Consider the following 22,540-nt stretch of genomic DNA (forward strand, 5'->3'; position numbering starts at 1 on the left):
AGCTAGCGATCCGGCAGGTTTTCGAGTCGGATCGGCGTGCCATGCGGCGTCGCCTCCGCCGCGCGCTGCCAGTCGCGGGCAAGCCGCGCCACATCCTCGGCGGAGGCCACGCCGGCCTCCGCCAGCATCTTTTCCAGCGCGCCGAGCCAGGCCTCGTAATAAGGCCCGCCGCCCGCGCATTCCGCGCCCAGCGCCTCCGCCCAGGCATTTCCGTCGAAGAGCCCCCGGTCGCGGAGCAGCACGGCGAGCGCGAAGGCCTTCGCCTCCCAGGGCGCGGCGAAGACCGGCTCGCCCGGCCGCTCGACCGGCAGAGGCATGTCGGATGGGTTCGTGTCGGGCAAGTTCGTGTCGGCCAAGTTCATGCCGGGCGGAGTCATGTCAGGCGGGTTCAAGATAGCTCTCCCAGGCATCGACCGAGACCTCCGAACCGGGCTCGGCATCCGCGCCCCAGAGATCCTCGCCCCGGAAGACGACGGTATAGACCCACTCCGGATTTTCCCCCCTTCGATCGGCATTGGTGTCGGGAAAGACGAAACCGCCCTGCACGGTCTCGACCACGCCGGTCTTGTCGCGCGCGTACGCCGGCAGGCGGGTATGCCCCGCCGGATTCATCGACCGCGTCCGCACCCGGTCGCCCGCGGCGAAACGGGCGGGCGCCCCGACCTCGCGATCGCAGGGCCCACCGCGCTTCAGAGCGGCTGCGACGGTTTCCGCGCGCAACACACGCGGCGCCTCGGGACCCGGCCGCAGCGGATGGCCGGCCGCGCGCTCGTCGGCGCCGACGAAGCCGTGGCGTTCGAGCAGCTTTTCCAGCGCGCGCACCCAGATCTCGTAATAGCTCGACCGGTAGTAGGTGACCCAGGGCAGGGTCTCGCGCGCGTGCCGGCTCTCGTCGATCGTCCAGGCGCCGAGCGCGCCGCAGGCGAGCGTGACCGCGAGCGCCCGCGCCTCCCAGGGCGCGTGAAACAGTGGCTCGTCCGCCTCCGGCTCGACCGGGCCGAACCCGTGCCGCCCGCCGAGATCCTGCGGCCCGTTCATCGCCCCGCCCCCGGAACGTTCGTGGCCGGCGATGCGGCGAGCGCCGTGCCGATCATCGCATCGCGGCCGACGAGATCGGCGAGTTCCTCAAGGCCCAGCCCCTCGGTCCCCTCGGGCCGGAGCGGCACGACGAGATAGCGAAGCTCGGCCGTCGAATCCCAGACGCGGATCCTGGTCGCCGCCGGAAGGTCCAGCCCGAACTCCCGCAACACGCCGCGCGGATCGCTGACCGCCCGCGCGCGATAGGGCGGCGCCTTGTACCAGACCGGCGGCAGCCCCAGCACCGACCACGGGTAGCAGGAGCAGAGCGTGCAGACGACGAGGTTGTGCGTGTCCCCGGTGTTGAAGACCGCGCGCATATGCTCGCCCTGCCGCCCGGCGTAGCCCATCTCCGTGATCGCCGCCGTCGCATCCTCGCGCAGCCAGTCGGCGAAATCCGGCTCCAGCCACGCCCGCGCCACCACCCGCGCGCCATTGCGCGGCCCGACCTTCGAGACATAGGTCTCGATGATCGCGTCGAGCGCCGCCGGGTCGATCAGGCCCTTCTCGGTCAGGATGGTCTCGAGCGCCATCACCCGCGCCGTCATCGGATCGAGGTGATTGTCGGGCCCATGGTCGTGACCGTGATCATGACCGTGATCGTGCCCCGGATTCTGCCCCGGATTCTGCTCGTGATCGTGCGGCATCGGCGCCTCTCCCCCGGGCTGCGATTGCGGACGGCGTGGCGCCCGTCTATAACTGCTTATCAGACGCTTAGGCGCCCCGGAACAGGATCGCTTTCCCTTGACCGACACTCCCGACGACGAGACTCCCGATCAGGAGCCCGAAGCTCCGCGCCCGTCCCACAGCGGACCCGCCATCGCGATCGAGTCGGAGATGCGCACCGCCTATCTCGACTATGCGATGAGCGTGATCGTCAGCCGCGCGATCCCCGATCTGCGCGACGGGTTGAAGCCCGTGCATCGCCGCATCCTCTATGCGATGAACGAGACCGGCAACACGCATGACAAGCCCTATCGCAAGAGCGCGCGCCCCGTCGGCGACGTGATGGGCAAGTATCACCCCCACGGCGACAGCGCGATCTACGACGCGCTCGTGCGCATGGCACAGCCGTTCTCGATGTCGCTGCCGCTTCTGGACGGTCAGGGCAATTTCGGCTCGATGGACGGCGACGCTCCGGCGGCGATGCGCTACACCGAGGTGCGGCTCGACAAGCCGGCCGACTATCTGATGGCCGACATCGACAAGGATACGGTCGATTTCCAACCGAACTACGACGGCAAGGATCTGGAGCCCTCCGTCCTGCCGGCGCGCTTCCCGAACATGCTGGTCAACGGCGCGGGCGGCATCGCGGTCGGCATGGCGACGAACATCCCGCCGCATAATCTCGGCGAGGTGATCGACGCGACGCTGGCGCTCATCGAGAATCCCGACCTCGGCGTCGCGGAGATCATGGAATATATCCCCGCACCGGATTTCCCGACCGGCGGCATCATCCTCGGCCGCGCCGGCGCGCGGAAGGCCTATCACGAGGGCCGGGGCTCGGTGATCATCCGCGCCCGCACGAAGATCGAGGAGATCCGCAAGGACCGTTTCGCCATCGTCGCGACCGAGATCCCCTATCAGGTCAACAAGGCGACGATGATCGAGCGGATCGCCGAGCTCGCCCGCGACAAGAGGATCGAGGGCATCGCGCATGTGCAGGACGAGAGCGACCGTTTCGGCGTGCGCGTCGTCGTCGAACTGCGCCGCGACGCGACGCCCGAGGTGGTGCTGAACCAGCTTTTCCGCTTCACGCCGATGCAGACCTCCTTCGGCTGCAACATGCTGGCCTTGAACGGCGGGCGGCCGGAACAGCTCGATCTCCGCAAGTTCCTCACCTCCTTCCTCACCTTCCGCGAGGAAGTGGTCGCGCGCCGCACCGCCTTCGAACTGCGCAAGGCGCGGGAGCGAGCGCATATCCTCTGCGGCCTCGCCGTCGCCGTCTCGAACGTGGACGAGGTGGTGGCGACGATCCGGTCCTCCGCCGATCCCGCGGAGGCGCGCGAGCGGCTGATGACGCGCCGCTGGCCGGCCGAGGACATCGCGCCCTATATCCGGCTCATCGACGACCCGAGCCACCGGATCAACGAGGACGGCACCTACAACCTTTCCGAGACCCAGGCCCGCGCGATCCTCGATCTCCGTCTCCAGCGCCTGACCGCGCTCGGCGTCAAGGAAGTGACCGACGAACTCGAGGAACTGGCGGGCAGGATCCAGGACTATCTCGACATCCTCGCGTCGCGCGCGCGGATCATGGAGATCATCTCGAACGAGCTCCGCGAGGTCCGGACACTCTTCGCCGTGCCGCGCCGCTCCGAGATCATCGAGCATGACGCCGATCTCATGGACGAGGATCTGATCGAGCGCGAGGACATGGTCGTGACCGTGACCTCCGGCGGTTACATCAAGCGCACGCCGCTGACCGAGTACCGCGCCCAGCGCCGGGGCGGCAAGGGCACGCAGGGGATGGCCACGAAGGACGAGGATTTCGTCACCACGCTCTTCGTCGCCAACACCCATACCGCGCTCCTGTTCTTCACCACGAGCGGGATCGTCTACGAGCTCAAGACCTGGCGCCTGCCGCTCGCCGCCCGCAATGCCCGGGGCAAGGCGATCGTCAACATCCTGCCGATCGACCAGGGCACCTCCATCGCCGCGATCATGCCGGTCGACGTGCCCGAAGAGGAGTGGTCGAAGCTCCAGGTCATGTTCGCGACCTCGGACGGCGACGTGCGCCGCAACGCGCTCGACGATTTCACCAATGTGAAGGCCAACGGCAAGATCGCGATGAAGCTGCCCGAGGGCGTCCGGCTCATCAACGCGCGGATCTGCTCCGAGGACGACGACGTGATGCTGACGACGAAGGCGGGGCGCGCCATCCGCTTCCCGACGCCGGATGTGCGCGTCTTCAAGGGCCGCGACTCGACCGGCGTCCGCGGCATCCGGCTCGCGAGCGGCGACGAGGTGGTGTCGATGGCGGTGATCCGCCATTTCGAGGCGACCGCCGAGGAGCGCGCCGCCTATCTCAAGCGCCGCCGGGCCGTGATGGGCGCGCCCGAGGAGGAGGTCGAGGCCGAGGAGGGCGAAGAGGCGGCCTCGGGCAACTTCGAGCTCGGCCAGGCCCGCTACGTCGAGATGTCGGAGGCGGAGGACCTGCTGCTCACCGTCACCGAGAAGGGCTTCGGCAAGCTCTCGTCGAGCCATGACTATCCGGTCCGCGGCCGGGGCGGTCAGGGCGTCGCCGCGATGGACCGCGCGATGCGGGGCGGGCCGCTCGTCACGCTCTTCGCCGTCGATCCGAACGACCAGATCATGCTCGCGACCGACGCTGGCCAGTCGATCCGCTGCCCGGTCTCGGACATCTCGTTCCGCTCCCGGGGCGCCGGCGGCGTTCGCGTCTTCCAGACCGCGGGTGGGGAGCGCGTCGTCTCCGTCGCACTCGTCGCCGAGGCGGGAGTCGATGTGAGCGGCGTCGATGGAAATGGCGGCGAGGAGGACGGCGGCGCGACGGGCGACGCGGCGGGTGACGGGGCGGCCCCGGAAAGCTGAAAGCGGGAGAAGCTTCCTCGGGAGCGCGGCGGCTTTCGCGCGCTCTCAGGCCTCCCCCCAGGGCGGGGTCGGCTGCTTCATCCCGTGCGCGCCGCGATACTCCGGCGACCGGGGCGGCGCCCAGCCGTCCAGCGTGCCTCCTGCGAGATCGTAGACTTCCACCGCGAGCGGCCGGCAGACGTCGAGCGGGTCGCGCGCCTCAGGCCCCCAGAGCGGAACCGAGAGGTCGCCGCCGGGGCAGGTCGAGAGCGCGCAGAGCAGATCCTGCTCGGCGAAGAACTCGAGATAGTCGCCGGGCTTCGCCGGACAGTCGCGCATGAAATACCGGTCCGCGTGATTGAGCCCGGTGCATTGGAAGACGTTCAAGACGTCATGGACGTCGAATTCCGTGAGCCCGAAGGGTGCGACCGCCCGGACCAGATTCGAGTGGCAGCAATGGTCGAAATCCTCGCCCGTCAGCAGCCGGTTCACGTAAGGATCGCATCGCGTGCCGAGCAGGTCGTGCACCCGCCCGCCGTATTCGTCCACGCCGTAGCCGGCGAGCGCATCCGCCGTGATCGTGACGAGCGGCCGCAGAAAGGGCAGCGTCGACCAGAGACGGTCGAAGACCGTCACATGCGCCGCCTGCAACTGCCGCGTCCGCGAGGCCCAGAGCCGCTCGCGCGGGTTGTGGCGGTTCCAGATGTTGAGGTCGCCAACCTGCGGCCCCTCGGGTGCCACGATGCGGAAAACCTGCCCCGCGGCGACGTGCCACGCCCGGCCGGTCCGGATCGGGATCACGAAGCTTTCCGCCAGTTCGCGCTCCGCGCCGGCGATCCGGGTGTAGAAATCGCGGTCGAGCGCGAGGGCGGAGCCCTCTCCCGCCTGATAAGCCGCCGGAAAGTCGCGTGTCATCGTCCCCTCCTGTCCTCGGGCCCCGAGCTTGGCCGATGCCGCCGCCGCCCCGCAACCGCCTTCCGCGGCCCCGGCCGATGGCGCTAGACTGCCGGATGGCGACAAAGACGCGTCGGACAGGGAGAGAAACATGGGAAAGCGCGACGAACTGATCGCGGACTACGCGGCCGACATCTCCGGGAAATGCGGACAGACCCCCGACATGGAGCTTCTGACCCGGGTCACGATCGGTTGCGGCCCCTCGATCTACCGGGCGGATTCGACGCTCGTGGCCGGGTCGGACCCCGAGGAACTCGAGCGGATCGAGAAGAACTTCCTGATTAAGAAGCTCGGCCTCGCCGGCGGGCCCGAACTCGCGCAGGGCATCCAGGCGGTGATCCAGACCTATGGCCCGTCGAACCCGCGCAAGCATCGCGCCGTGGTCTATTATCTGCTGACGAAACATTTCGGCCGCGAAGCCGTCTACGCCTGAGGCTCGGCGCCCGGGCAGCCCCTCGGAACTGGCGTGGCGACCCCGGCGGGCAAGCCGCCCCCGATTGGCGGGGGCGGTAGAGAGGGCGGGCGCGGACGGCCCGCCCCGCTGGTCTCACATGTGAAGCATCTTCCCGTAGGCGTCGAGCACCGCCTCGTGCATCATCTCCGACAGCGTCGGGTGCGGGAAGACGGTGTTCATGAGCTCCTGCTCGGTCGTCTCGAGGCTCCGGCCGACCACATAGCCCTGGATCAGCTCGGTCACTTCCGCGCCCACCATATGCGCGCCGAGAAGCTCGCCGGTCTTCGCGTCGAAGACGGTCTTGATCATCCCCTCGGGCTCGCCGAGCGCGATCGCCTTGCCGTTGCCGATGAAGGGGAAGTGCCCGACCTTGACCTGATAGCCGAGCTCCTTGGCCTTCGCCTCGGTATAGCCGACGCTCGCCACCTGCGGCTGGCAGTAGGTGCAGCCGGCGATCGCCTCGGGCTTGGTCGGATGCGGATGCTGGCCGGCGATCAGCTCGGCGACCATGACGCCTTCGTGCATCGCCTTGTGCGCGAGCCAGGGCGCCCCGGCGAGATCGCCGATAGCATAGAGCCCGTCAACGCCGGTGCGGCAGTATTCATCGACCACGACATGGGTCCGGTCGACCTTCACGCCCGCTTCCTCGAGCCCGAGGTTCTCGACATTACCGACGATGCCGACGGCGGAGATGACAGTGTCGAATTCCTCGGAAGTCTCCTTCCCGCCGGTCTCGATCGTCGCGACCACCTTGTCGGCGCTCCGCTCGAGCTTCTTGACGGTCGATTTCTCCAGGATCGTCATGCCCTGCTTCTGGAACTGCTTCTTGGCGAAACCGGAGATCTCGGCATCCTCGACCGGCAGCACGCGGTCGAGCACCTCCACCACGGTCGTCTTGGCGCCGAGCGTGTTGTAGAAGCTCGCGAATTCGATGCCGATCGCGCCCGAGCCGATGACGAGCAGCTTCTTCGGCATGTGCGGCGGCACCAGCGCGTGGCGGTAGGACCAGACGCGCTTGCCATCGGCCTCGAGGCCCGGCAGGTCGCGGGCGCGGGCGCCGGTCGCGAGGATGATCGCCTTGGACCCGGTGATCTCTTCCTCGCCCTTGTCGGTCTTGACCGAGACCTTGCCCTTCCCGGCGAGCCGGGCGTCGCCCATGATCACGTCGATCTTGTTCTTCTTCATCAGGAAGCCGACGCCGGAGTTCAGCTGCTTCGCGACGCCGCGCGAGCGCTTCACCACCGCGTCGAGATCGTAGCCGACATTCTCGGCCTTCAGCCCGAATTCCTTGGCGCGATGCATGAGGTGGAAGATTTCCGAAGTCCGGAGCAGCGCCTTGGTCGGAATGCAGCCCCAGTTGAGGCAGATCCCGCCGAGATTCTCCCGCTCGATCACGCAGGTCTTCAGGCCCAGCTGCGCGCAGCGGATCGCGGCGACGTAACCGCCCGGACCGCTTCCGATCACCACCACATCATAGGTCTTACCGGCCATATCTCACATCCCCCGGGGAAACACGCGTGTTCCCGCGCTTCTAAACGGTTTGAACGTCCTGGGCCAGTGCGACCCAGGACTGTCGTCTTACAGCGTTTCCCCGGTGTCAACCGGGCGGCGCGCGCGAAGCCGATTCGAGGTCACGTCGAGGCTCAGGCCGCGCGGGCCCGGGCGACCGCCTCGGCGTAGCCCCCGGCGTCGAGATAGGCCTGCTCGTCCCGGGTACAGATCCGGCCGAGCGCCGCGTTTCGCGTGGGGAAACGCCCGAATCGCCGAATCACGTCGCGATGCGCGCGCGCGTGGACGAGGCTTTCCGGGTCCTCGACCGTCATGAACATCCGCACCGACCGCGCCTGGTCGGAGCCCATCTCCGAATGTTCGAGCGGGAGATAGAAGAACTGCCGCTCGACCTCGGACACCTGACGGTCCTGACCGAAGCCGATCGCGCGTTTCGCGACCCGGCGCGCCTCGCGGTCGCTCGCGAAGGCGCGCGCCTCGTTCCGGAACATGTTGCGCGGGAACTGATCGAGCAGGATCAGGAGCGCCAGCGTCCCGCGCGGCTTGACCACCCAGCGATCGAGCCGGCCCGCGCTCGCCTCCTCCCAGAGATCGGCGTAGCGGGCGCGGATGTCGTCATCGAGCCCGGCGGGCGGGTCATACCATCCCTCCGGGCCGATCTTCTCCAGCCAGAATTCGAGAATTTCCTCGGCGCGTTGGTCCATTTCCTCCTCCTTCGATGGGCGTCGGTGACCTCCGCGCCCTTCCTATTGGTTCTCGTTCCCACTCTCGTTCCCAGGCGTCTCGGGCGCCCCGGTTTCCTGCCGCCGCTCGGAGGCGACCGCCTGCGCGACCTCGACCGCGACGGGCGAGGCCTGAGGTAGAAACGGCGGATAGCTGGCCGCTGTTCCCCCGGTGGGCGAGGCGCGCCGCGTCATCCGGTAGATCGCATAGACCGCGACCAGCCCGAAGAGCACCGCGAGGTAGAAGAAATACCCACCCGGTCCCATCGCCGTCATCAGCCAGCCGATCACGAAGGGGCCGCTGATCGCGCCGAGCCCGTTGATGAACAGGAGCCCGCCCGAGGCCGCCGCCATGTCCGCGGGCTCGAGAAAATCGTTCGTATAGGCGATCAGCAGCGCATAGAGCGGGTTCGCCACCCCCCCGATGAAGAAGCCAAAGATGAGCAGTGTCCAGGCGTTCGGCGGCGCCACGGTGGCGAGCGCGGTGAGCGCGGCGCCGAAGGCCGTGAGCCCCGCGATCAGGATGCGCCGGTCCATCCGGTCGGAGGCCCGGCCGATCGGCACCTGGCAAACGAGCCCGCCGAAATAGATCACCGCGACGAAGGCCGCGATCTCGCCCACGTCGAGCCCGCGCTCGGTGCCGAAGACCGAGGCCATGCCGAAGACCGCCGCGAAGACGCCGCCGAGCGCGAAGGTGCCGACGCAGCCGAGCGGCGAGATCCTGAAAAGCTGTCCCAGCGTCATCCGCTTCGTCGTGCTGTAGGGCGGCGCCGGGCTCGCGGAGAGCAGGATCGGCGGGAACGACACCGAAACAAGCACCGACATGATGATGAAGAGCGTGTAGCCGCCGGGATCGGCCACGTTGAGGAGCCCCTGCGCGGTGATGACCCCGACCATCTGGACGATCATGTAGAGCGAGAGCGCCTGGCCCCGGGTCTCGTTGCTCGACGCCTCGTTGAGCCAGCTCTCGGCGACGACGTAGATCCCGGCGAAACAGAAGCCCACGAGCAGGCGCATCGCCGCCCAGAGCACCATATGGGCATCGGCGGCGTAGAGGATGAAGGCCGCGGCCACGAGCGAGGCGAGCGCCGAGAAGACTCGGACATGGCCGACGCGGCGGATCAGATTCGCCACGACCCGCGTGCCGACGAGGAAGCCCGCGTAATAGGCGCTCATAACCCAGGCCATGGAAGTCGGCGCGAATCCCTCGATTCCGCCCCTGATGCCCAGAAGCGTCCCCTGCATGCCGTTTCCGATCATCAGGAACATCATTCCGAGCAGGAGCGCCCAGGAAGTCTTGAGTACCGCCGTCATCCGCGCCGCCGTCCATTGCCTTCCGGTCCACGCGGGCCCGGCCCAGTACCACCTGGGGAAGCGCAGCTTATCCCAACTCCCGTCATGGGCGACAGGGGAATACGCGCGGGATAGTCCACACCGAAGGCGCGACGATCCGCCGCGGGCGCGGGCGGGAGCGTCGCGCCCACTACTCCGGCAGCAGCAGCGAACTGTCGCCGTAGGAGAAGAAACGGTACCGCTCCGCGACCGCGTGCCGGTAGATCTCGCGGATGCGCCCGACACCCATCAGCGCCGAGACGAGCATGAGCAGCGTCGATTTCGGCAGATGAAAGTTCGTCATCAGGCCGCTCGTGACGCGAAACTCGTGGCCGGGCCGGATGAAGATATCGGTATCGCCGCGCCAGGGTGCGATCCGGCCGGGCGCCGTGGCCGCCGATTCGATCAGCCGGAGCGCCGTCGTCCCGACCGGGATCACGCGGTGCCCGGCGGCGCGCGTGGCCTCGATCGCCGCCGCGGCCTCGGGGGTGATCTCGCCCCATTCGGCATGCATCCGATGCGCCTCGATATTCTCTACCTTCACCGGCAGGAAGGTGCCCGCGCCGACATGAAGCGTCACGCGCGCCGTCTCGACGCCCCGCGCCGCGAGCCCCGCCAGCAGGTCCTCGTCGAAATGCAGCGAGGCCGTCGGCGCCGCCACCGCGCCGGGGCGGGCGGCGAAGACGGTCTGGTAATCCTCCCGGTCCCGGGCATCGACGGCGCGGCGCGTGGCGATATAGGGCGGCAGCGGCATCTCGCCCACGGCCTCCAGCGCGGCGTCGAGCCCCTCCCCCGCGCGGTCGAAGGCGAGGACGACCTCCGCCCCCTCCTTGTCGCGCACCTCCGCCGAGAGCGCGTCGCCGAAGCCTATCCGGTCGCCGACCGCGAGCCGCTTGCCCGGACGCGCCAGCGCGCGCCAGGTCCCGTCCGCCCCCGCCGCGATCAGCGTCGCCTCGATACGCGCCTCCGCGCCATTCGCCCGCCGCCGGACGCCCGCGAGCCGCGCCGGGATCACCCTGGTGTCGTTCAGCACCAGAAGGTCGCCCGGGCGCAGCCAGCGCCCGATCTCGGCGACCGTCGCGTCGGTGATCCGTTCCGGCCCGGCGACCAGCAGCCGCGACGCGGGGCGCGGCCTGACCGGACGCAGCGCGATCAGATCTTCCGGCAGGTCGAAATCGAAATCCTCGAGCCGCATCCCGCCCTCCCGGCCGCGCCCATGCAATCCCGCGCGGACCAGGGACCGCGCGCCGCGCCGCCTCTTATGCCCCCCACCCGGCGCCGGCAACCGGGCGCGACCGGCTTGGTCCCTGCTCGGGTCCCCCCTTGCGCCCCGGGCGCCCGCCCGGTCTGATCGGAACCGGAACAATTCGGGAGGATATCATGCTCAGCTCCGGCGACACCGCCCCCGGCTTCACCCTGCCCCGCGATGGCGGCGGCGAGGTCTCGCTCTCCGATTTCGCGGGCAAGCCCGTGGTCGTCTATTTCTACCCGCGCGACGACACCCCCGGCTGCACCACCGAGGCGGTGGAGTTCTCCGCCAACCTCGGCGCCTTCGAGGCGCTCGGCGCCGCGGTCATCGGCATCTCCAAGGACAGTGTGAAGAGCCACGACAAGTTTCGCGACAAGCACGGGCTCGGCGTGATCCTCGCCTCCGACGAGAACGGCGATACCTGCGAACGCTATGGCGTCTGGGGCGAGAAATCGATGTACGGCAAGACGTTCATGGGCATCACCCGGGCAACATTCCTGATCGGGCCGGACGGGAAGGTCGCGCGCGCCTGGCCGAAGGTTAAGGTCGCCGGCCATGTCGCCGAAGTCCTCGACGCGCTGCGGGCGCTCTGATTCCCCCGAGGTCCCGAACGGTTCCCGCTCACGAAAGGTTACCGATGCGTTACAGACCGGCCGCGGCCGCGAACTGGTCGCCCGCCGGCGCGCCGACCTCGCAGATCACGAGAAAAATGGCGTACATTCAAGACATTGGCTCAAGGCCGCCATCGATGCCTCCGCCGCGGACACGTCCGCGCGCGGTGCCGAGACCGGCGGATCTTCGCCGACGCGGACCCGATCGCATTGCTAAACGTTTACCGTCTTCTTAATCACCGGTCCTGATGGGGGCAGTGCAGCGAAAGCCTCAAAGCAGCAACGAGGTAAACGCATGGCGGGACCCGAACGCCGGCCGAATTGGGGCTTGTCCGCGATCCTGCCGGAAAAGCACATCACCATCCGTCAGGATGGCGGCGCCCGCCACATCATCATCGGCCCGTTCTCCCAGCTTCTCGCCGGCCTCGGCGGCGCGGCTTTCCTCGGCTACATCGCATTCTCGGCCGCCGCGCTGGTCAGCGAGTCCGTCGCGCCGCGCGCCGCGACGGAGGTGAACCCGCTCCGCGCCGCCTATGAGCAGCGGCTCGACGATCTCGCCGCCGAACGCGACGAGCGTGCCAGCGAGGCGCGGTCGGCCGAGGGCCGGTTCCAGCTCGCGATGAACCAGATCAGCCGCCAGCAGAGCGACCTCCTCGCCGCGGAGAGCGAGCGGCGCGAGCTTTCCGCCGCGCTCGACGCCATGCGCGACAGGCTGCGCGACGCCGTCTCGGCGCGGGATGCGTCCCTCGCCGCGAACTCGGCGACCGCGAACCTCGGAGCCGCCAACGCCGCGGCCGGGAGCCCGGAATTCCAGGCCGGCGCGACGCCCGGCGGCGATCTCGACGATACCGTCCGCGCGCTTTCCGCCCAGCTCCGCGACACCGCGACCGCGCGCGACACAGCGACCGCGCGAACCGCCGAACTGACCCGCGAAGTCACCGACATGCGGCTGCGCGCCGATCTGGCGGCGAAGCGTCAGGACCAGATGATCGACGAGGTCGAGCAGGCGGTCGCGATGTCCTTCGGCCCGCTCAGCAAGGCGATGTCGAACGCGGACATCGATGTCGACGCGCTGCTCGAGACGGTGCGCTCGAATTACTCCGGCGAGGGTGGCCCGCTGGAACCCGCGGTCGCGACCCGCGATTATGACGGCGGCGTTCGGAACCCGCGCCTCGGCGCGATGATGCGCGACCTCGATCAGCTGAACCTGCTGCGGGTCGCCGCGAACAAGGTTCCGCTCGCCATGCCCGTCAACGACGCCTACCGGCTGACGAGCGAGTTCGGCGTGCGCCGCGACCCCCGCGGCGCCGGCCGCCGCATGCATTCCGGCCTCGACCTCGCGGGCCCCAGGGGCACCGGCATCCACGCGACGGCCGACGGCGTCGTCACGACCGCGGGCGCCGAGCGCGGTTATGGCAAGGTCGTGCGGATCCGGCACGATCTCGGCTATGAGACGATCTACGCGCACCAGTCGAGCATCCGCGTGAAGGTCGGACAGCGCGTCTCGCGCGGTGACCGTATCGGTGATATGGGTAACACCGGGCGGAGCACTGGCGTGCATCTGCATTACGAGGTGCGGCTCAACGGCGCCGCTGTGAACCCTCTCCCCTACATGGAGGCCGCGCAGAATGTTCAGTAAGACCCGACCGAGCGAACCGCTACCGCAGCCGACCCCGACCCCGGAGCCGCGCGCCGACTTCAAGCCCTCCCCGGCCCCGAGCGCGGCCCCGTCGGCGAAGGCCAAGCCGGCCGCGTCCGTCCTCGCCTCCGACATCATGATCACCGGCAACATCCGCTCGACCGGCGACATCCAGGTCGAGGGCATGATCGACGGCGACGTGCGCGCCGAGGTGCTCATCATCGGCGAGAGCGCGACGGTGAAGGGCGAGATCGTCGCCGAGGAGCTGATCGTTCACGGGCGCGTCACTGGCCGCCTGCGGGGCGTCAAGATCCGCCTCAGCTCGACCGCCAAGGTCGAGGGCGACGTGGTGCACAAGACGATCGCGATCGAGAGCGGCGCCCATTTCGAGGGCTCGGTCCATCGCGAGGAAGATCCGCTCACCAAGGGTGCCAAGCCGCAGCCGCCGCGCATCACCGGACCCTCCTCGGTGGCCCCCGCCGAGATGGACGGCGCCCCCAGCTAGGCGCGCGGCCCACGCGCGAGCCCAGCCGCGCCGGCTTCGAAGGCAGGCGGCTCGGACACATGGGCGCCCGAAATTCTCTTGCCGATCCGCTCTGGTCCGCCGGGGCGGATTGTCTTAATTCGACGCTAAGCGTCAGCGAGAGAAGATCATGGCCCGCATACTCGTCACCTCGGCCCTGCCCTACATCAACGGCATCAAGCACCTCGGCAACCTGGTCGGCAGTCAGCTACCCGCGGATGTCTACTCCCGCTACATGCGCGCGCGGGGTCACGAGGTCATGTTCATCTGCGCCACCGACGAGCATGGCACCCCCGCCGAACTCGCCGCCGCCAAGGCGGGCGAGCCGGTGGCCGAATACTGCGCGCGGATGTGGCAGGTCCAGAAGGATCTCGCCGATGGTTTCCGGCTCTCCTTCGACCATTTCGGCCGGTCGTCATCGGCGCGCAATCATCGGCTGACCCAGCATTTCGCCGGCCTCCTCGCCGATGCGGGGCTGGTCGAGGAAGTGTCCGAGCGGCAGGTCTATTCGATCGACGACGGCCGCTTCCTGCCCGACCGCTACATCGAGGGCACCTGTCCGAACTGCGGCTACGAGCGCGCCCGCGGCGACCAGTGCGAGAACTGCACCAAGCAACTCGACCCGACCGACCTGATCAACCCCCGCTCGGCGATCTCGGGCTCCACCAACCTGGAGGTTCGCGAGACGAAGCACCTCTACCTGCGCCAGAGCCTGCTGCGCGACCGGCTGCGGGAATGGATCAACTCCAAGACCGACTGGCCGGTCCTGACCACCTCGATCGCGCATAAATGGCTCGACGATGGCGAGGGCCTCCAGGACCGCGGCATCACCCGCGATCTCGACTGGGGCATTCCGGTCAGGCGCGGCGAGGCCCCCTGGCCGGGCATGGAGGGCAAGGTCTTCTACGTCTGGTTCGACGCGCCGATCGAATATATCGCCGCGACCGCCGAATGGGCCGACGCGACCGGGCAGGACGACGCGGCGTGGCAGCGCTGGTGGCGCGAGGATCTCGGCGCCCGGGACGTGCGCTACGTCGAGTTCATGGGCAAGGACAACGTGCCCTTCCACACGCTCTCCTTCCCCGCGACGATCCTCGGCGCGAACCACGATGGCGCCGAGCCGTGGAAGCTCGTCGACTACATCAAGTCGTTCAACTACCTCAACTATGACGGCGGCAAGTTCTCCACGAGCCAGGGCCGCGGCATCTTCATGGATCAGGCGCTGGAGATCCTGCCCTCGGACTACTGGCGCTGGTGGCTGCTCTCCAACGTGCCGGAAAGCTCCGACGCCAACTTCACCTGGGACAGCTTCCAGGGCGGTGTGAACAAGGATCTCGCCGATGTGCTCGGCAATTTCGTGAGCCGGGTGACGAAATTCGCCCGCTCCCGCTTTGGCGACAGCATTCCCGATGGCGCCTACGGTCCCGACGAGCAGGCGGTCATCGCCGATCTCGGTCGCCGCCTCGCAGCCTATGAGGCCGCCATGGAGGCGATCGAGCTTCGCAAGGCGGCGCAGGAGTTGCGCGGGCTCTGGGTGGTCGGCAACGAGTATCTGCAGGGAGCGGCGCCCTGGGCGGCGTTCAAGACCGATCCGGCGCGCGCGGCGGCGATCACCCGCTTCGCCTTCAACCTGATCCGCCTCTACGCCGTGCTGAGCCGCCCCTTCCTGCCCGATGCCTCGGCCAAGATGCTGGAAGCCCTGAGCCAGCCGGACGACGCCTGGCCGGACGACATCGGTGAGGCGCTCGCGACGCTCCCGGGCGGACATCCGTTCTCGGTTCCCGATGTGCTGTTCCAGAAGATCGAGGATGCGCGCCGGAGCGAGCTCGAGGCGCGGTTCGCCGGAGTCTGAGCCGGGACAAGCCGGCGATTGATAACCCAACGCAAACAATTCCGTGATCCCGGGTCGATTGTTCAACGGATTTCGGGCACCTTCCCGTTCCATGCTTGACGAGTCATTTTCTTGATGAGGTACGGAATGGATCTGGAACTGCGTGACACCCCGAAACGGTACGGGCTGGTGAGCCGTGCGCTGCACTGGAGCATGGCGGCGCTCTTCGCCTGGCAATTCCTCGGCATCGTGGTCCGGGGCGTCGTCGCCAAGGACAGCGCGCTCGATCAACTCTTCCAGACGACCCATTCCCCCTTCGGATTCCTCCTGTTCCTGCTCGTCCTGATCCGCGCGCTCTGGACCCTGAGCAACCGACGGACCCGCCCGGCCTACGATCGCGGCCCGCTCGGGGTCGCCGCGCGCGCCGGCCACGCCGCGCTCTACGCGCTCATGGTCGTCGTCCCGCTCCTCGCGCTCCTGCGCGCCTACGGGACCGGCCGGGGCCTCAACGCATTCGGGCTGCTGCAGATCATCCCCGCCACCGGCGAGCGGATCGGCTGGCTGGTCGCCCCCGCGAGCGCGCTGCACGGCCCGCTCGCCTGGGCGCTTCTGGTGCTGATCGCCGGACATGTCGCGATGGTTTTCGTCCATCGCGACCTGCTGCGGGACAACGTGCTCGCCAAGATGGCCGGCTGACGACGCGCCGGCGGGCGGTTTCCGCCCCGCGGGGGGTCACCGGCCCTTGCGTCGAACCCGCTCTCGGCCCAGCAATGAACTTCCGCCGCCCCGGTTTCCGAGGGGTCGGCGAGTGGGGGGCCGAGATCAGGAGATACCGCCGGTGACCACGATCTTTTCCCTCGAATTCGACGAGATCTTCGCCCGCACCAGCCCGCTCGGCCATGCGTTCTCCGAAAAGCTCACCGACCTCGGCGGCGAGACGGTGCGGATGCGCGGCTTTCTCGCACCCGCCGTGCCGGGCAAGAGCGAAGCCCTGGTCCTGACACGGCGCCCGGCGGCGGTCGGAACACAGGGCGGCACCGACGACGGCTGGCCCGACGACGCGGTTTTCGTGCTGCCGGCCAGCGGCAAGGGCGCGTTCTCTCCGGGGCGCCGCGCCGAGGTCGAAGGCATCCTCGAACATGGACCGGAGCGCATCGCGGACATGCCTACCCTCGTCCGACTGCGCGCGGCTCGCCTGACGACGCTCTGAGGGCAGGTTCGTCGGCGCGGGACCGCTCGCGGCGGCGCCGCCCGATGACGGATGCCGGACCACCGGCGCGTCGGCCTCGGGGGCCGGGCCGGTCGGCCGCCGGTCCCACATCCGGCCCCGCCACCCGCGCGACGGATCGCCGCGCCGGCGCCCAGAACTTCAATTGATCCGTCACGGACGACCCGGACGGGTGACGGCGCGGCTTGCCTCCCACTTCGCTTGGGGCCATGCTCCACGATGTGATGGGCCAATTATTTCGAACTCATTCGTAACCGTCGCGGCCCGCCCGTCTGGGCGGGGCCAGGCGACGAATCGCATTCTGCTGGGCGGCGCGAATCGGTATCAGGAACATTGACCCACGCGCGGCCGAGTCCGTGGACCAAACGGCGGAGTCCTGTCAGGGTCCGAAAACAAGATGCCTTCAACCGGGAGTCAGAGGAACAATCACATGACATACCTTTCCCGTGGCCTGCTGGCCGCCTCGGCGCTGGCGCTGAGCGCGGCGGTGGCCGAAGCCAAGACCTTTGTCTATTGCTCGGAAGCTTCGCCCGAGGGTTTTGATCCCAGCCCCTATACCGCCGGCACCACCTTCGACGCCTCGGCGCATGCGATCTACAACCGCCTGGCCCAGTTCAAGCCCGGCACGACCGAAGTCGAACCGGGTCTGGCCGAAAGTTGGGAAGTATCGGAGGACGGCACCGAATACACCTTCCACCTGCGCCAGGGCGTCAAGTGGCACGCGAGCGACAGTTTCACCCCGACCCGTGACTTCAACGCCGACGATGTGGTCTTTTCCTTCGAACGGCAGGCCGATCCCGAACATCCCTGGCATCAGTACATTCCGGGCATCACCTACGAGTATTACACCTCGATGGACATGCCGAACCTGGTCAAGTCGATCGAGAAGATTGATGACTACACGGTCAAGTTCACGCTGACCCAGCCCGAAGCGCCCTTCATCGCCAATGTCGCCATGCCCTTCGCCTCGATCGTGTCGAAGGAATACGCCGACGCGCTCGAAGCGGCGGGCACGAAGGAGGACCTGAACAACCTGCCGATCGGCACCGGTCCGTTCCGGTTCGTCGCCTATCAGAAGGACGCGGTGATCCGCTACCAGAAGAATGCCGACTACTGGGGCGAGGCGCCGCTGATCGACGATCTGGTCTTCGCCATCACCCCCGACGCCGCCGTGCGGCTGCAGAAGCTGAAGGCCGGCGAATGCCACCTGATGCCCTATCCGGCGCCCGCCGACATCGAATCGATCCGCGCCGACGACAGCCTGAAGCTCGACGAGCAGCCCGGCCTCAATGTCGGCTATCTGGCCTACAACACCACGATCGCCCCCTTCGACAATCCGAAGGTCCGCAAGGCGCTCAACATGGCGATCAACAAGCAGGCGATCGTCGACGCGGTCTTCCAGGGCGCGGCCGAGCCTGCGAAGAACCCGATCCCGCCGACCATGTGGTCCTATAACGACACCATCGAGGATGATCCCTACGACCCGGAAGCCGCCAAGGCGATGCTGGAGGCGGAAGGCGTCACCAACCTCTCGCTGAGCATCTGGGCGATGCCGGTGCAGCGCCCCTACATGCCAAACGCGCGGCGGACGGCCGAGCTGATGCAGGAGGATCTCTCCAAGGTCGGCGTGAGCGTCGATATCGTCTCCTATGAATGGGGCGAGTATCTCGCCAAGTCGATGGAGGCGGGCCGCCAGGGCGCGGTCATTCTCGGCTGGACCGGCGACAATGGCGACCCGGACAACTTCCTCTCGGTGCTGCTCTCCTGCGATTCCGCCGGCGAAGGCGGGGCGAATCGCGCCTTCTGGTGCAACGAGGAATTCTCCGGGCTCCTGAAGGAGGCCAAGACCAATTCGGATCAGGCCGAGCGCACCCGGCTCTATGAGGCGGCGCAGGTCATCTTCAAGGATCAGGCGCCGTGGTACACCATCGCCCATTCGACGCAGTATGTGCCGATGGCGGCCAATGTGACCGGCTTCGTCATGAGCCCGCTCGGAGATTACACCTTCGAGGCCGTGGATATCGCCGAATGATCCGGGGCTTCGCCTGACGCGCGAACGCACGAGGGCGAGCGAACGCGCGGGGCGCCACCCCCGCGCGTTCATGAAGGAAAGAGGCGCATGATCCGTTTCATTCTCTCCAAGCTGCTTTACCTGGTCCCGACATTCCTCGGGATCACCATCATCGCCTTCGGCTTCGTCCGCATCCTGCCGGGCGATCCGGTGCTCCTGATGGCCGGCGAGCGCGGCGTCTCGCCCGAGCGCCACGCGGAACTGAGCGCGCAGCTCGGTTATGACAAGCCGATCGTCATGCAATACTTCGACTTCCTCGGCCGGCTGCTGCAGGGTGACCTCGGCAATTCGCTCGTCACCAAGAAGCCGGTCGTGACCGAGTTCATGGCGCTCTTCCCCGCCACGGCCGAGCTCGGGCTCTGCGCCATCCTGATCGCGACCCTGATCGGCGTTCCGGTCGGCGTGCTCGCCGCGATCAAGCGCGGCAGCTGGTTCGATCAGGTCTCGATGACGACGGCGCTGGTCGGCTTCTCGATGCCGATCTTCTGGTGGGGCCTGCTCCTCATCATCCTCTTCTCGGGCACGCTCGGCTGGACGCCGGTCTCGGGGCGGATCAGCCTGCTCTATTTCTTCCCGCCGGTCACCGGCTTCATGCTGATCGACAGCCTGCTCTCAGGTCAGGAGGGTGCCTTCGCCTCGGCGGTCAGCCATCTGATCCTGCCCTCGGTCGTGCTCGCGACCATCCCGCTCGCGGTCATCGCCCGCCAGACACGCTCGGCCATGCTGGAGGTGATGGGCGAGGATTATGTCCGGACCGCCCGCGCCAAGGGGATGCCGCGCCGCCGCGTCATCGGCGTCCACGCGCTCCGCAACGCGCTCATTCCGGTCGTCACCACGATCGGGCTGCAGATCGGCGTGCTGATGGCGGGCGCCATCCTGACCGAGACCATCTTCTCGTGGCCCGGCATCGGCAAGTGGATGATCGATTCGATCTCGCGCCGCGACTATCCGGTGGTGCAGTCCGGGCTCCTGATGATCGCCGCCATCGTGATGCTGGTGAACCTGCTGGTCGATCTCACCTACGGCCTGATCAATCCAAGGATCCGTGCGACATGAGCGATACCTCGGTCAAGCTGTCGGACGCCGCCATCCGCCGCCGGATGCTGGGCGAGTTCTGGTTCTATTTCCGCCAGAACCGCGGCGCGGTCGCCGGTCTCGTCGTATTCGCGCTCCTGGTCGTGGTCGCGCTCCTCGCGCCGCTGCTCGCGCCCCATCATCCGAGCACGCAGTACCGCGATGCGCTGCTCTTGCCGCCGGTCTGGCAGGAGGGCGGCCGCGCGGAATTCCTGCTCGGCACCGACGCGGTCGGGCGGGACATGCTCTCGCGGCTGATCTTCGGCGCGCGCTATTCGCTCTTCATCGGCATCGTCGTCGTCTCGATCGCGCTCTCCGGCGGCATCATCATCGGGCTTCTCGCCGGTTTCTTTCGCGGCTGGGTCGACGCGGTGATCATGCGGGTGATGGATGTGATCCTCGCCTTCCCCTCGCTCCTGCTCGCGCTGGTGCTGGTCGCGGTGCTCGGGCCGGGCCTCACCAACGCGATGATCGCGATCGCCATCGTCTATCAGCCGCATTTCGCCCGCCTGACCCGCGCCGCGGTGATGAGCGAGATGCGGCGCGAGTATGTCACCGCCGCCCGCGTCGCCGGGGCGAGCAACTTGCGGCTCATGTTCAGGACGATCCTCCCCAACTGCCTCGCGCCGCTCATCGTGCAGGCGACCCTGTCCTTTTCCTCCGCCGTGCTCGATTCCGCGGCGCTCGGCTTCCTCGGCATGGGCGCGCAGCCGCCGGCGCCGGAATGGGGCACCATGCTGGCCGAGGCACGGGAGTTCATCCTGCGCGCCTGGTGGGTCGTGACCTTCCCGGGCCTCGCGATCCTGATCTCGGTGCTGGCGATCAACCTGATGGGCGACGGGCTGCGCGACGCGCTCGACCCGAAACTGAAGCGGAGCTGACCATGGCGCTCTTGAAGATCCGCGACCTGACGGTCCGCTTCGCGACCGCGACGGGCAGTTTCACGGCGGTGGACGGCATCGATGTCTCCGTCGGCCGGGGCGAGGTGCTGGCGATCGTCGGCGAATCCGGCTCCGGCAAGTCGGTGTCGATGCTGGCGGTCATGGGGCTCCTGCCCGACACCGCCACCATCACCGCCGAGGAGATGACCTATGACGGCCGCGACATGCTCACCATGTCCGCGGCCGAGCGGCGCAAGCTGATCGGGCGCGAGATCACGATGATCTTCCAGGAGCCGATCGCCTCGCTGAACCCCTCCTTCACCACCGGGTTCCAGATCGAGGAAGTGCTGCGGCTCAATCTCGGAATGTCGCGCCGCGACGCGCACGCGCGCGCCGTCGAGCTTTTCAACGCCGTGGGTATCCCCGAGCCGGAGGAGAAGCTGAAAGCCTATCCGCACCAGATGTCGGGCGGCCAGTGCCAGCGCGTGATGATCGCGATCGCCATCGCCTCCAACCCGCGTCTGCTGATCGCGGACGAGCCGACGACGGCGCTCGACGTGACGATCCAGAAACAGATCCTCGACCTGCTCCTGAAGCTGCAGGAGGATTACGGCATGGCGCTGATCCTGATCACCCATGACATGGGCGTGGTTGCCGAGACCGCCGACCGCGTGGTGGTCCAATACAAGGGCAGGAAGATGGAGGAGGCCGATGTGCTGAGCCTGTTCGAGGCGCCCAAGCACCCCTACACGCGCGCGCTGCTCTCGGCGCTGCCGGAGAACGCGACCGGCGATCGCCTGCCGACCGTCGCCGACTATTACGATCGGGAGGGCACCCAATGACCCCGGTCGTCGAGGGCCGCGCCATCGTTCAGGAATATCACATTCCGGGCGGCATGTTCGCGCGCGCCCGCAGCGTGCGCGCGCTGAAGGGGATCGACTTCCGGGTCGAGAAGGGCAAGACGCTGGCGATCGTCGGCGAAAGCGGTTCCGGCAAGTCTACGCTGGCGCGTATCGTCGCGTTGATCGACCCGCCCACCGAGGGCGAGCTGCTGATCGAAGGCGCCCCNTGGCGATCGTCGGCGAAAGCGGTTCCGGCAAGTCTACGCTGGCGCGTATCGTCGCGTTGATCGACCCGCCCACCGAGGGCGAGCTGCTGATCGAAGGCGCCCCCGTCGACATCCGCGCGCGGCGCCCCGGGCCTGAACTCCGCTCGAAGGTCCAGATGGTGTTCCAGAACCCCTATGGCAGCCTCAACCCGCGCCAGAAGATCGGCGACGTGCTGACCGAGCCGCTGGTGATCAACACCGACGTTCCGGCCGCCGAGCGCCGCGACCGGGCCCGGGCGATGCTCGGGAAGGTCGGGCTCATGCCCGAGCACTACAACCGCTATCCGCACATGTTCTCCGGCGGCCAGCGGCAACGTATCGCCATCGCACGCGCGCTCATGCTGAACCCCTCGCTTCTGGTCCTGGACGAGCCCGTCTCGGCGCTGGACCTCTCGGTGCAGGCGCAGGTGCTCAATCTCCTCGCCGATCTCCAGGACGAGCTGGGCCTGACCTATGTCTTCGTCAGCCACGACCTCTCGGTGGTCCGCTACATCGCCGACGAGGTGATGGTGATCTCGAAGGGCGAGGCGGTCGAACAGGGCACGCGCGACGAGATCTTCGCCGGGCCGAAACACCCCTATACCCGCCAGCTCTTCGCCGCGACCCCGATCACCGACATCGAGGCGATCCGACAGCGCGTCGCCCGCCGCGCCGCCGCGCGCACGGCCGCGCGCACGGCCGCGCGGGAACAGGCGACGGCCTGACGATCCGGACGACGGAGATCCGACTTCGGCGCCGCTCCGGAG

The 22,540-nt window shown here is 68.1% G+C and carries 21 protein-coding genes and 1 pseudogene; 14 read left to right on the forward strand and 8 right to left on the reverse strand.

Annotation, left to right across the window (positions count from 1 at the left end; genetic code table 11):
* Positions 1-2 precede the first annotated feature (2 nt).
* From ACLJK8_RS03895 to nthA, 3 genes are read right to left on the reverse strand one after another with little or no spacing between them, the layout of a single operon-like run.
* On the reverse strand, positions 3-392 hold the full coding sequence (locus tag ACLJK8_RS03895) for a nitrile hydratase accessory protein (RefSeq protein WP_413148782.1): 390 nt from the start codon (positions 390-392) through the stop codon (positions 3-5).
* A complete protein-coding gene (nthB, locus tag ACLJK8_RS03900) occupies positions 379-1,038 on the reverse strand; it encodes a nitrile hydratase subunit beta (RefSeq protein WP_413148783.1) in 660 nt (219 codons plus the stop codon). Before nthB ends, ACLJK8_RS03895 begins: the two co-directional genes overlap by 14 nt.
* Entirely contained in the window at positions 1,035-1,724 is a 690-nt protein-coding gene (gene nthA / locus ACLJK8_RS03905) for a nitrile hydratase subunit alpha (RefSeq protein WP_413148784.1), read from the reverse strand. The genes nthB and nthA overlap by 4 nt, the downstream gene beginning before the upstream one ends.
* Positions 1,725-1,821: 97 nt before the next feature.
* Here nthA and gyrA point away from each other — a divergent pair, with 97 nt between their 5' ends.
* Complete coding sequence (gene gyrA / locus ACLJK8_RS03910; RefSeq protein ID WP_413148785.1) at positions 1,822-4,629, forward strand: DNA gyrase subunit A; 2,808 nt, start codon at positions 1,822-1,824, stop codon at positions 4,627-4,629.
* Between the two features lie 45 nt (positions 4,630-4,674).
* Here the strand turns inward: gyrA and ACLJK8_RS03915 are convergent, their stop codons facing one another.
* A complete protein-coding gene (locus ACLJK8_RS03915; protein ID WP_413148786.1) occupies positions 4,675-5,523 on the reverse strand; it encodes an urea carboxylase-associated family protein in 849 nt (282 codons plus the stop codon).
* 130 nt (positions 5,524-5,653) lie between these two features.
* On the opposite strand from ACLJK8_RS03915, the gene ACLJK8_RS03920 reads away from it, so the two are divergent.
* Positions 5,654-5,995 (forward strand): DUF2853 family protein, encoded by a 342-nt coding sequence (locus tag ACLJK8_RS03920; protein WP_413148787.1) that lies wholly within the window; start codon positions 5,654-5,656, stop codon positions 5,993-5,995.
* Between the two features lie 114 nt (positions 5,996-6,109).
* Here ACLJK8_RS03920 and lpdA read toward each other — a convergent pair whose 3' ends face one another.
* The 4 genes from lpdA to queA all read right to left on the reverse strand — a co-directional run bounded on the left by lpdA (position 6,110) and on the right by queA (position 10,774).
* Positions 6,110-7,507 (reverse strand): dihydrolipoyl dehydrogenase, encoded by a 1,398-nt coding sequence (lpdA, locus tag ACLJK8_RS03925; RefSeq protein ID WP_413148788.1) that lies wholly within the window; start codon positions 7,505-7,507, stop codon positions 6,110-6,112.
* Between the two features lie 152 nt (positions 7,508-7,659).
* Positions 7,660-8,229: a DUF924 family protein gene (locus tag ACLJK8_RS03930; RefSeq protein WP_413148789.1), complete on the reverse strand. Its 570-nt coding sequence runs from the start codon at positions 8,227-8,229 to the stop codon at positions 7,660-7,662.
* Between the two features lie 42 nt (positions 8,230-8,271).
* The gene (locus ACLJK8_RS03935; protein ID WP_413148790.1) at positions 8,272-9,561 is read right to left on the reverse strand and encodes an MFS transporter; all 1,290 of its coding nucleotides are present in this window, start codon (positions 9,559-9,561) and stop codon (positions 8,272-8,274) included.
* Positions 9,562-9,730: 169 nt separating this feature from the next.
* Positions 9,731-10,774: a tRNA preQ1(34) S-adenosylmethionine ribosyltransferase-isomerase QueA gene (gene queA, locus ACLJK8_RS03940; RefSeq protein WP_413148791.1), complete on the reverse strand. Its 1,044-nt coding sequence runs from the start codon at positions 10,772-10,774 to the stop codon at positions 9,731-9,733.
* Positions 10,775-10,959: 185 nt separating this feature from the next.
* Here queA and bcp point away from each other — a divergent pair, with 185 nt between their 5' ends.
* The 12 genes and pseudogenes from bcp to ACLJK8_RS04000 form a co-directional block, all read left to right on the forward strand.
* Positions 10,960-11,421: a thioredoxin-dependent thiol peroxidase gene (bcp, locus tag ACLJK8_RS03945; RefSeq protein WP_413148792.1), complete on the forward strand. Its 462-nt coding sequence runs from the start codon at positions 10,960-10,962 to the stop codon at positions 11,419-11,421.
* 313 nt (positions 11,422-11,734) lie between these two features.
* Entirely contained in the window at positions 11,735-13,078 is a 1,344-nt protein-coding gene (locus tag ACLJK8_RS03950) for a DUF5930 domain-containing protein (RefSeq protein WP_413148793.1), read from the forward strand.
* Positions 13,068-13,583, forward strand: a complete 516-nt coding sequence (locus ACLJK8_RS03955) for a bactofilin family protein (RefSeq protein WP_413148794.1) — start codon at positions 13,068-13,070, stop codon at positions 13,581-13,583. The genes ACLJK8_RS03950 and ACLJK8_RS03955 overlap by 11 nt, the downstream gene beginning before the upstream one ends.
* 148 nt (positions 13,584-13,731) lie before the next feature.
* On the forward strand, positions 13,732-15,453 hold the full coding sequence (gene metG / locus ACLJK8_RS03960; RefSeq protein WP_413148795.1) for a methionine--tRNA ligase: 1,722 nt from the start codon (positions 13,732-13,734) through the stop codon (positions 15,451-15,453).
* Positions 15,454-15,579: 126 nt separating this feature from the next.
* Positions 15,580-16,128 (forward strand): cytochrome b, encoded by a 549-nt coding sequence (locus ACLJK8_RS03965; protein ID WP_413148796.1) that lies wholly within the window; start codon positions 15,580-15,582, stop codon positions 16,126-16,128.
* A gap of 142 nt (positions 16,129-16,270) precedes the next feature.
* Positions 16,271-16,642: a hypothetical protein gene (locus ACLJK8_RS03970; RefSeq protein WP_413148797.1), complete on the forward strand. Its 372-nt coding sequence runs from the start codon at positions 16,271-16,273 to the stop codon at positions 16,640-16,642.
* Between the two features lie 448 nt (positions 16,643-17,090).
* On the forward strand, positions 17,091-18,692 hold the full coding sequence (locus ACLJK8_RS03975; RefSeq protein WP_413148798.1) for an ABC transporter substrate-binding protein: 1,602 nt from the start codon (positions 17,091-17,093) through the stop codon (positions 18,690-18,692).
* Between the two features lie 87 nt (positions 18,693-18,779).
* Positions 18,780-19,787: an ABC transporter permease subunit gene (locus ACLJK8_RS03980; protein WP_413148799.1), complete on the forward strand. Its 1,008-nt coding sequence runs from the start codon at positions 18,780-18,782 to the stop codon at positions 19,785-19,787.
* Positions 19,784-20,686 (forward strand): ABC transporter permease subunit, encoded by a 903-nt coding sequence (locus ACLJK8_RS03985; protein WP_413148800.1) that lies wholly within the window; start codon positions 19,784-19,786, stop codon positions 20,684-20,686. Before ACLJK8_RS03980 ends, ACLJK8_RS03985 begins: the two co-directional genes overlap by 4 nt.
* Positions 20,687-20,688: 2 nt before the next feature.
* Positions 20,689-21,528, forward strand: coding sequence for an ABC transporter ATP-binding protein (locus ACLJK8_RS03990; protein ID WP_413148801.1), 840 nt, complete (start codon positions 20,689-20,691; stop codon positions 21,526-21,528).
* A gap of 53 nt (positions 21,529-21,581) precedes the next feature.
* Positions 21,582-21,815: an ATP-binding cassette domain-containing protein gene (locus ACLJK8_RS03995; RefSeq protein WP_413148832.1), complete on the forward strand. Its 234-nt coding sequence runs from the start codon at positions 21,582-21,584 to the stop codon at positions 21,813-21,815.
* Positions 21,758-22,498, forward strand: a pseudogene (locus tag ACLJK8_RS04000) (ATP-binding cassette domain-containing protein); the annotation flags it as partial. The gene ACLJK8_RS03995 and the pseudogene ACLJK8_RS04000, both read left to right, overlap by 58 nt.
* Positions 22,499-22,540: the final 42 nt, after the last annotated feature.

The sequence above is a fragment of the Amaricoccus sp. W119 genome (assembly GCF_047275745.1).
Classification (GTDB): domain Bacteria; phylum Pseudomonadota; class Alphaproteobacteria; order Rhodobacterales; family Rhodobacteraceae; genus Amaricoccus.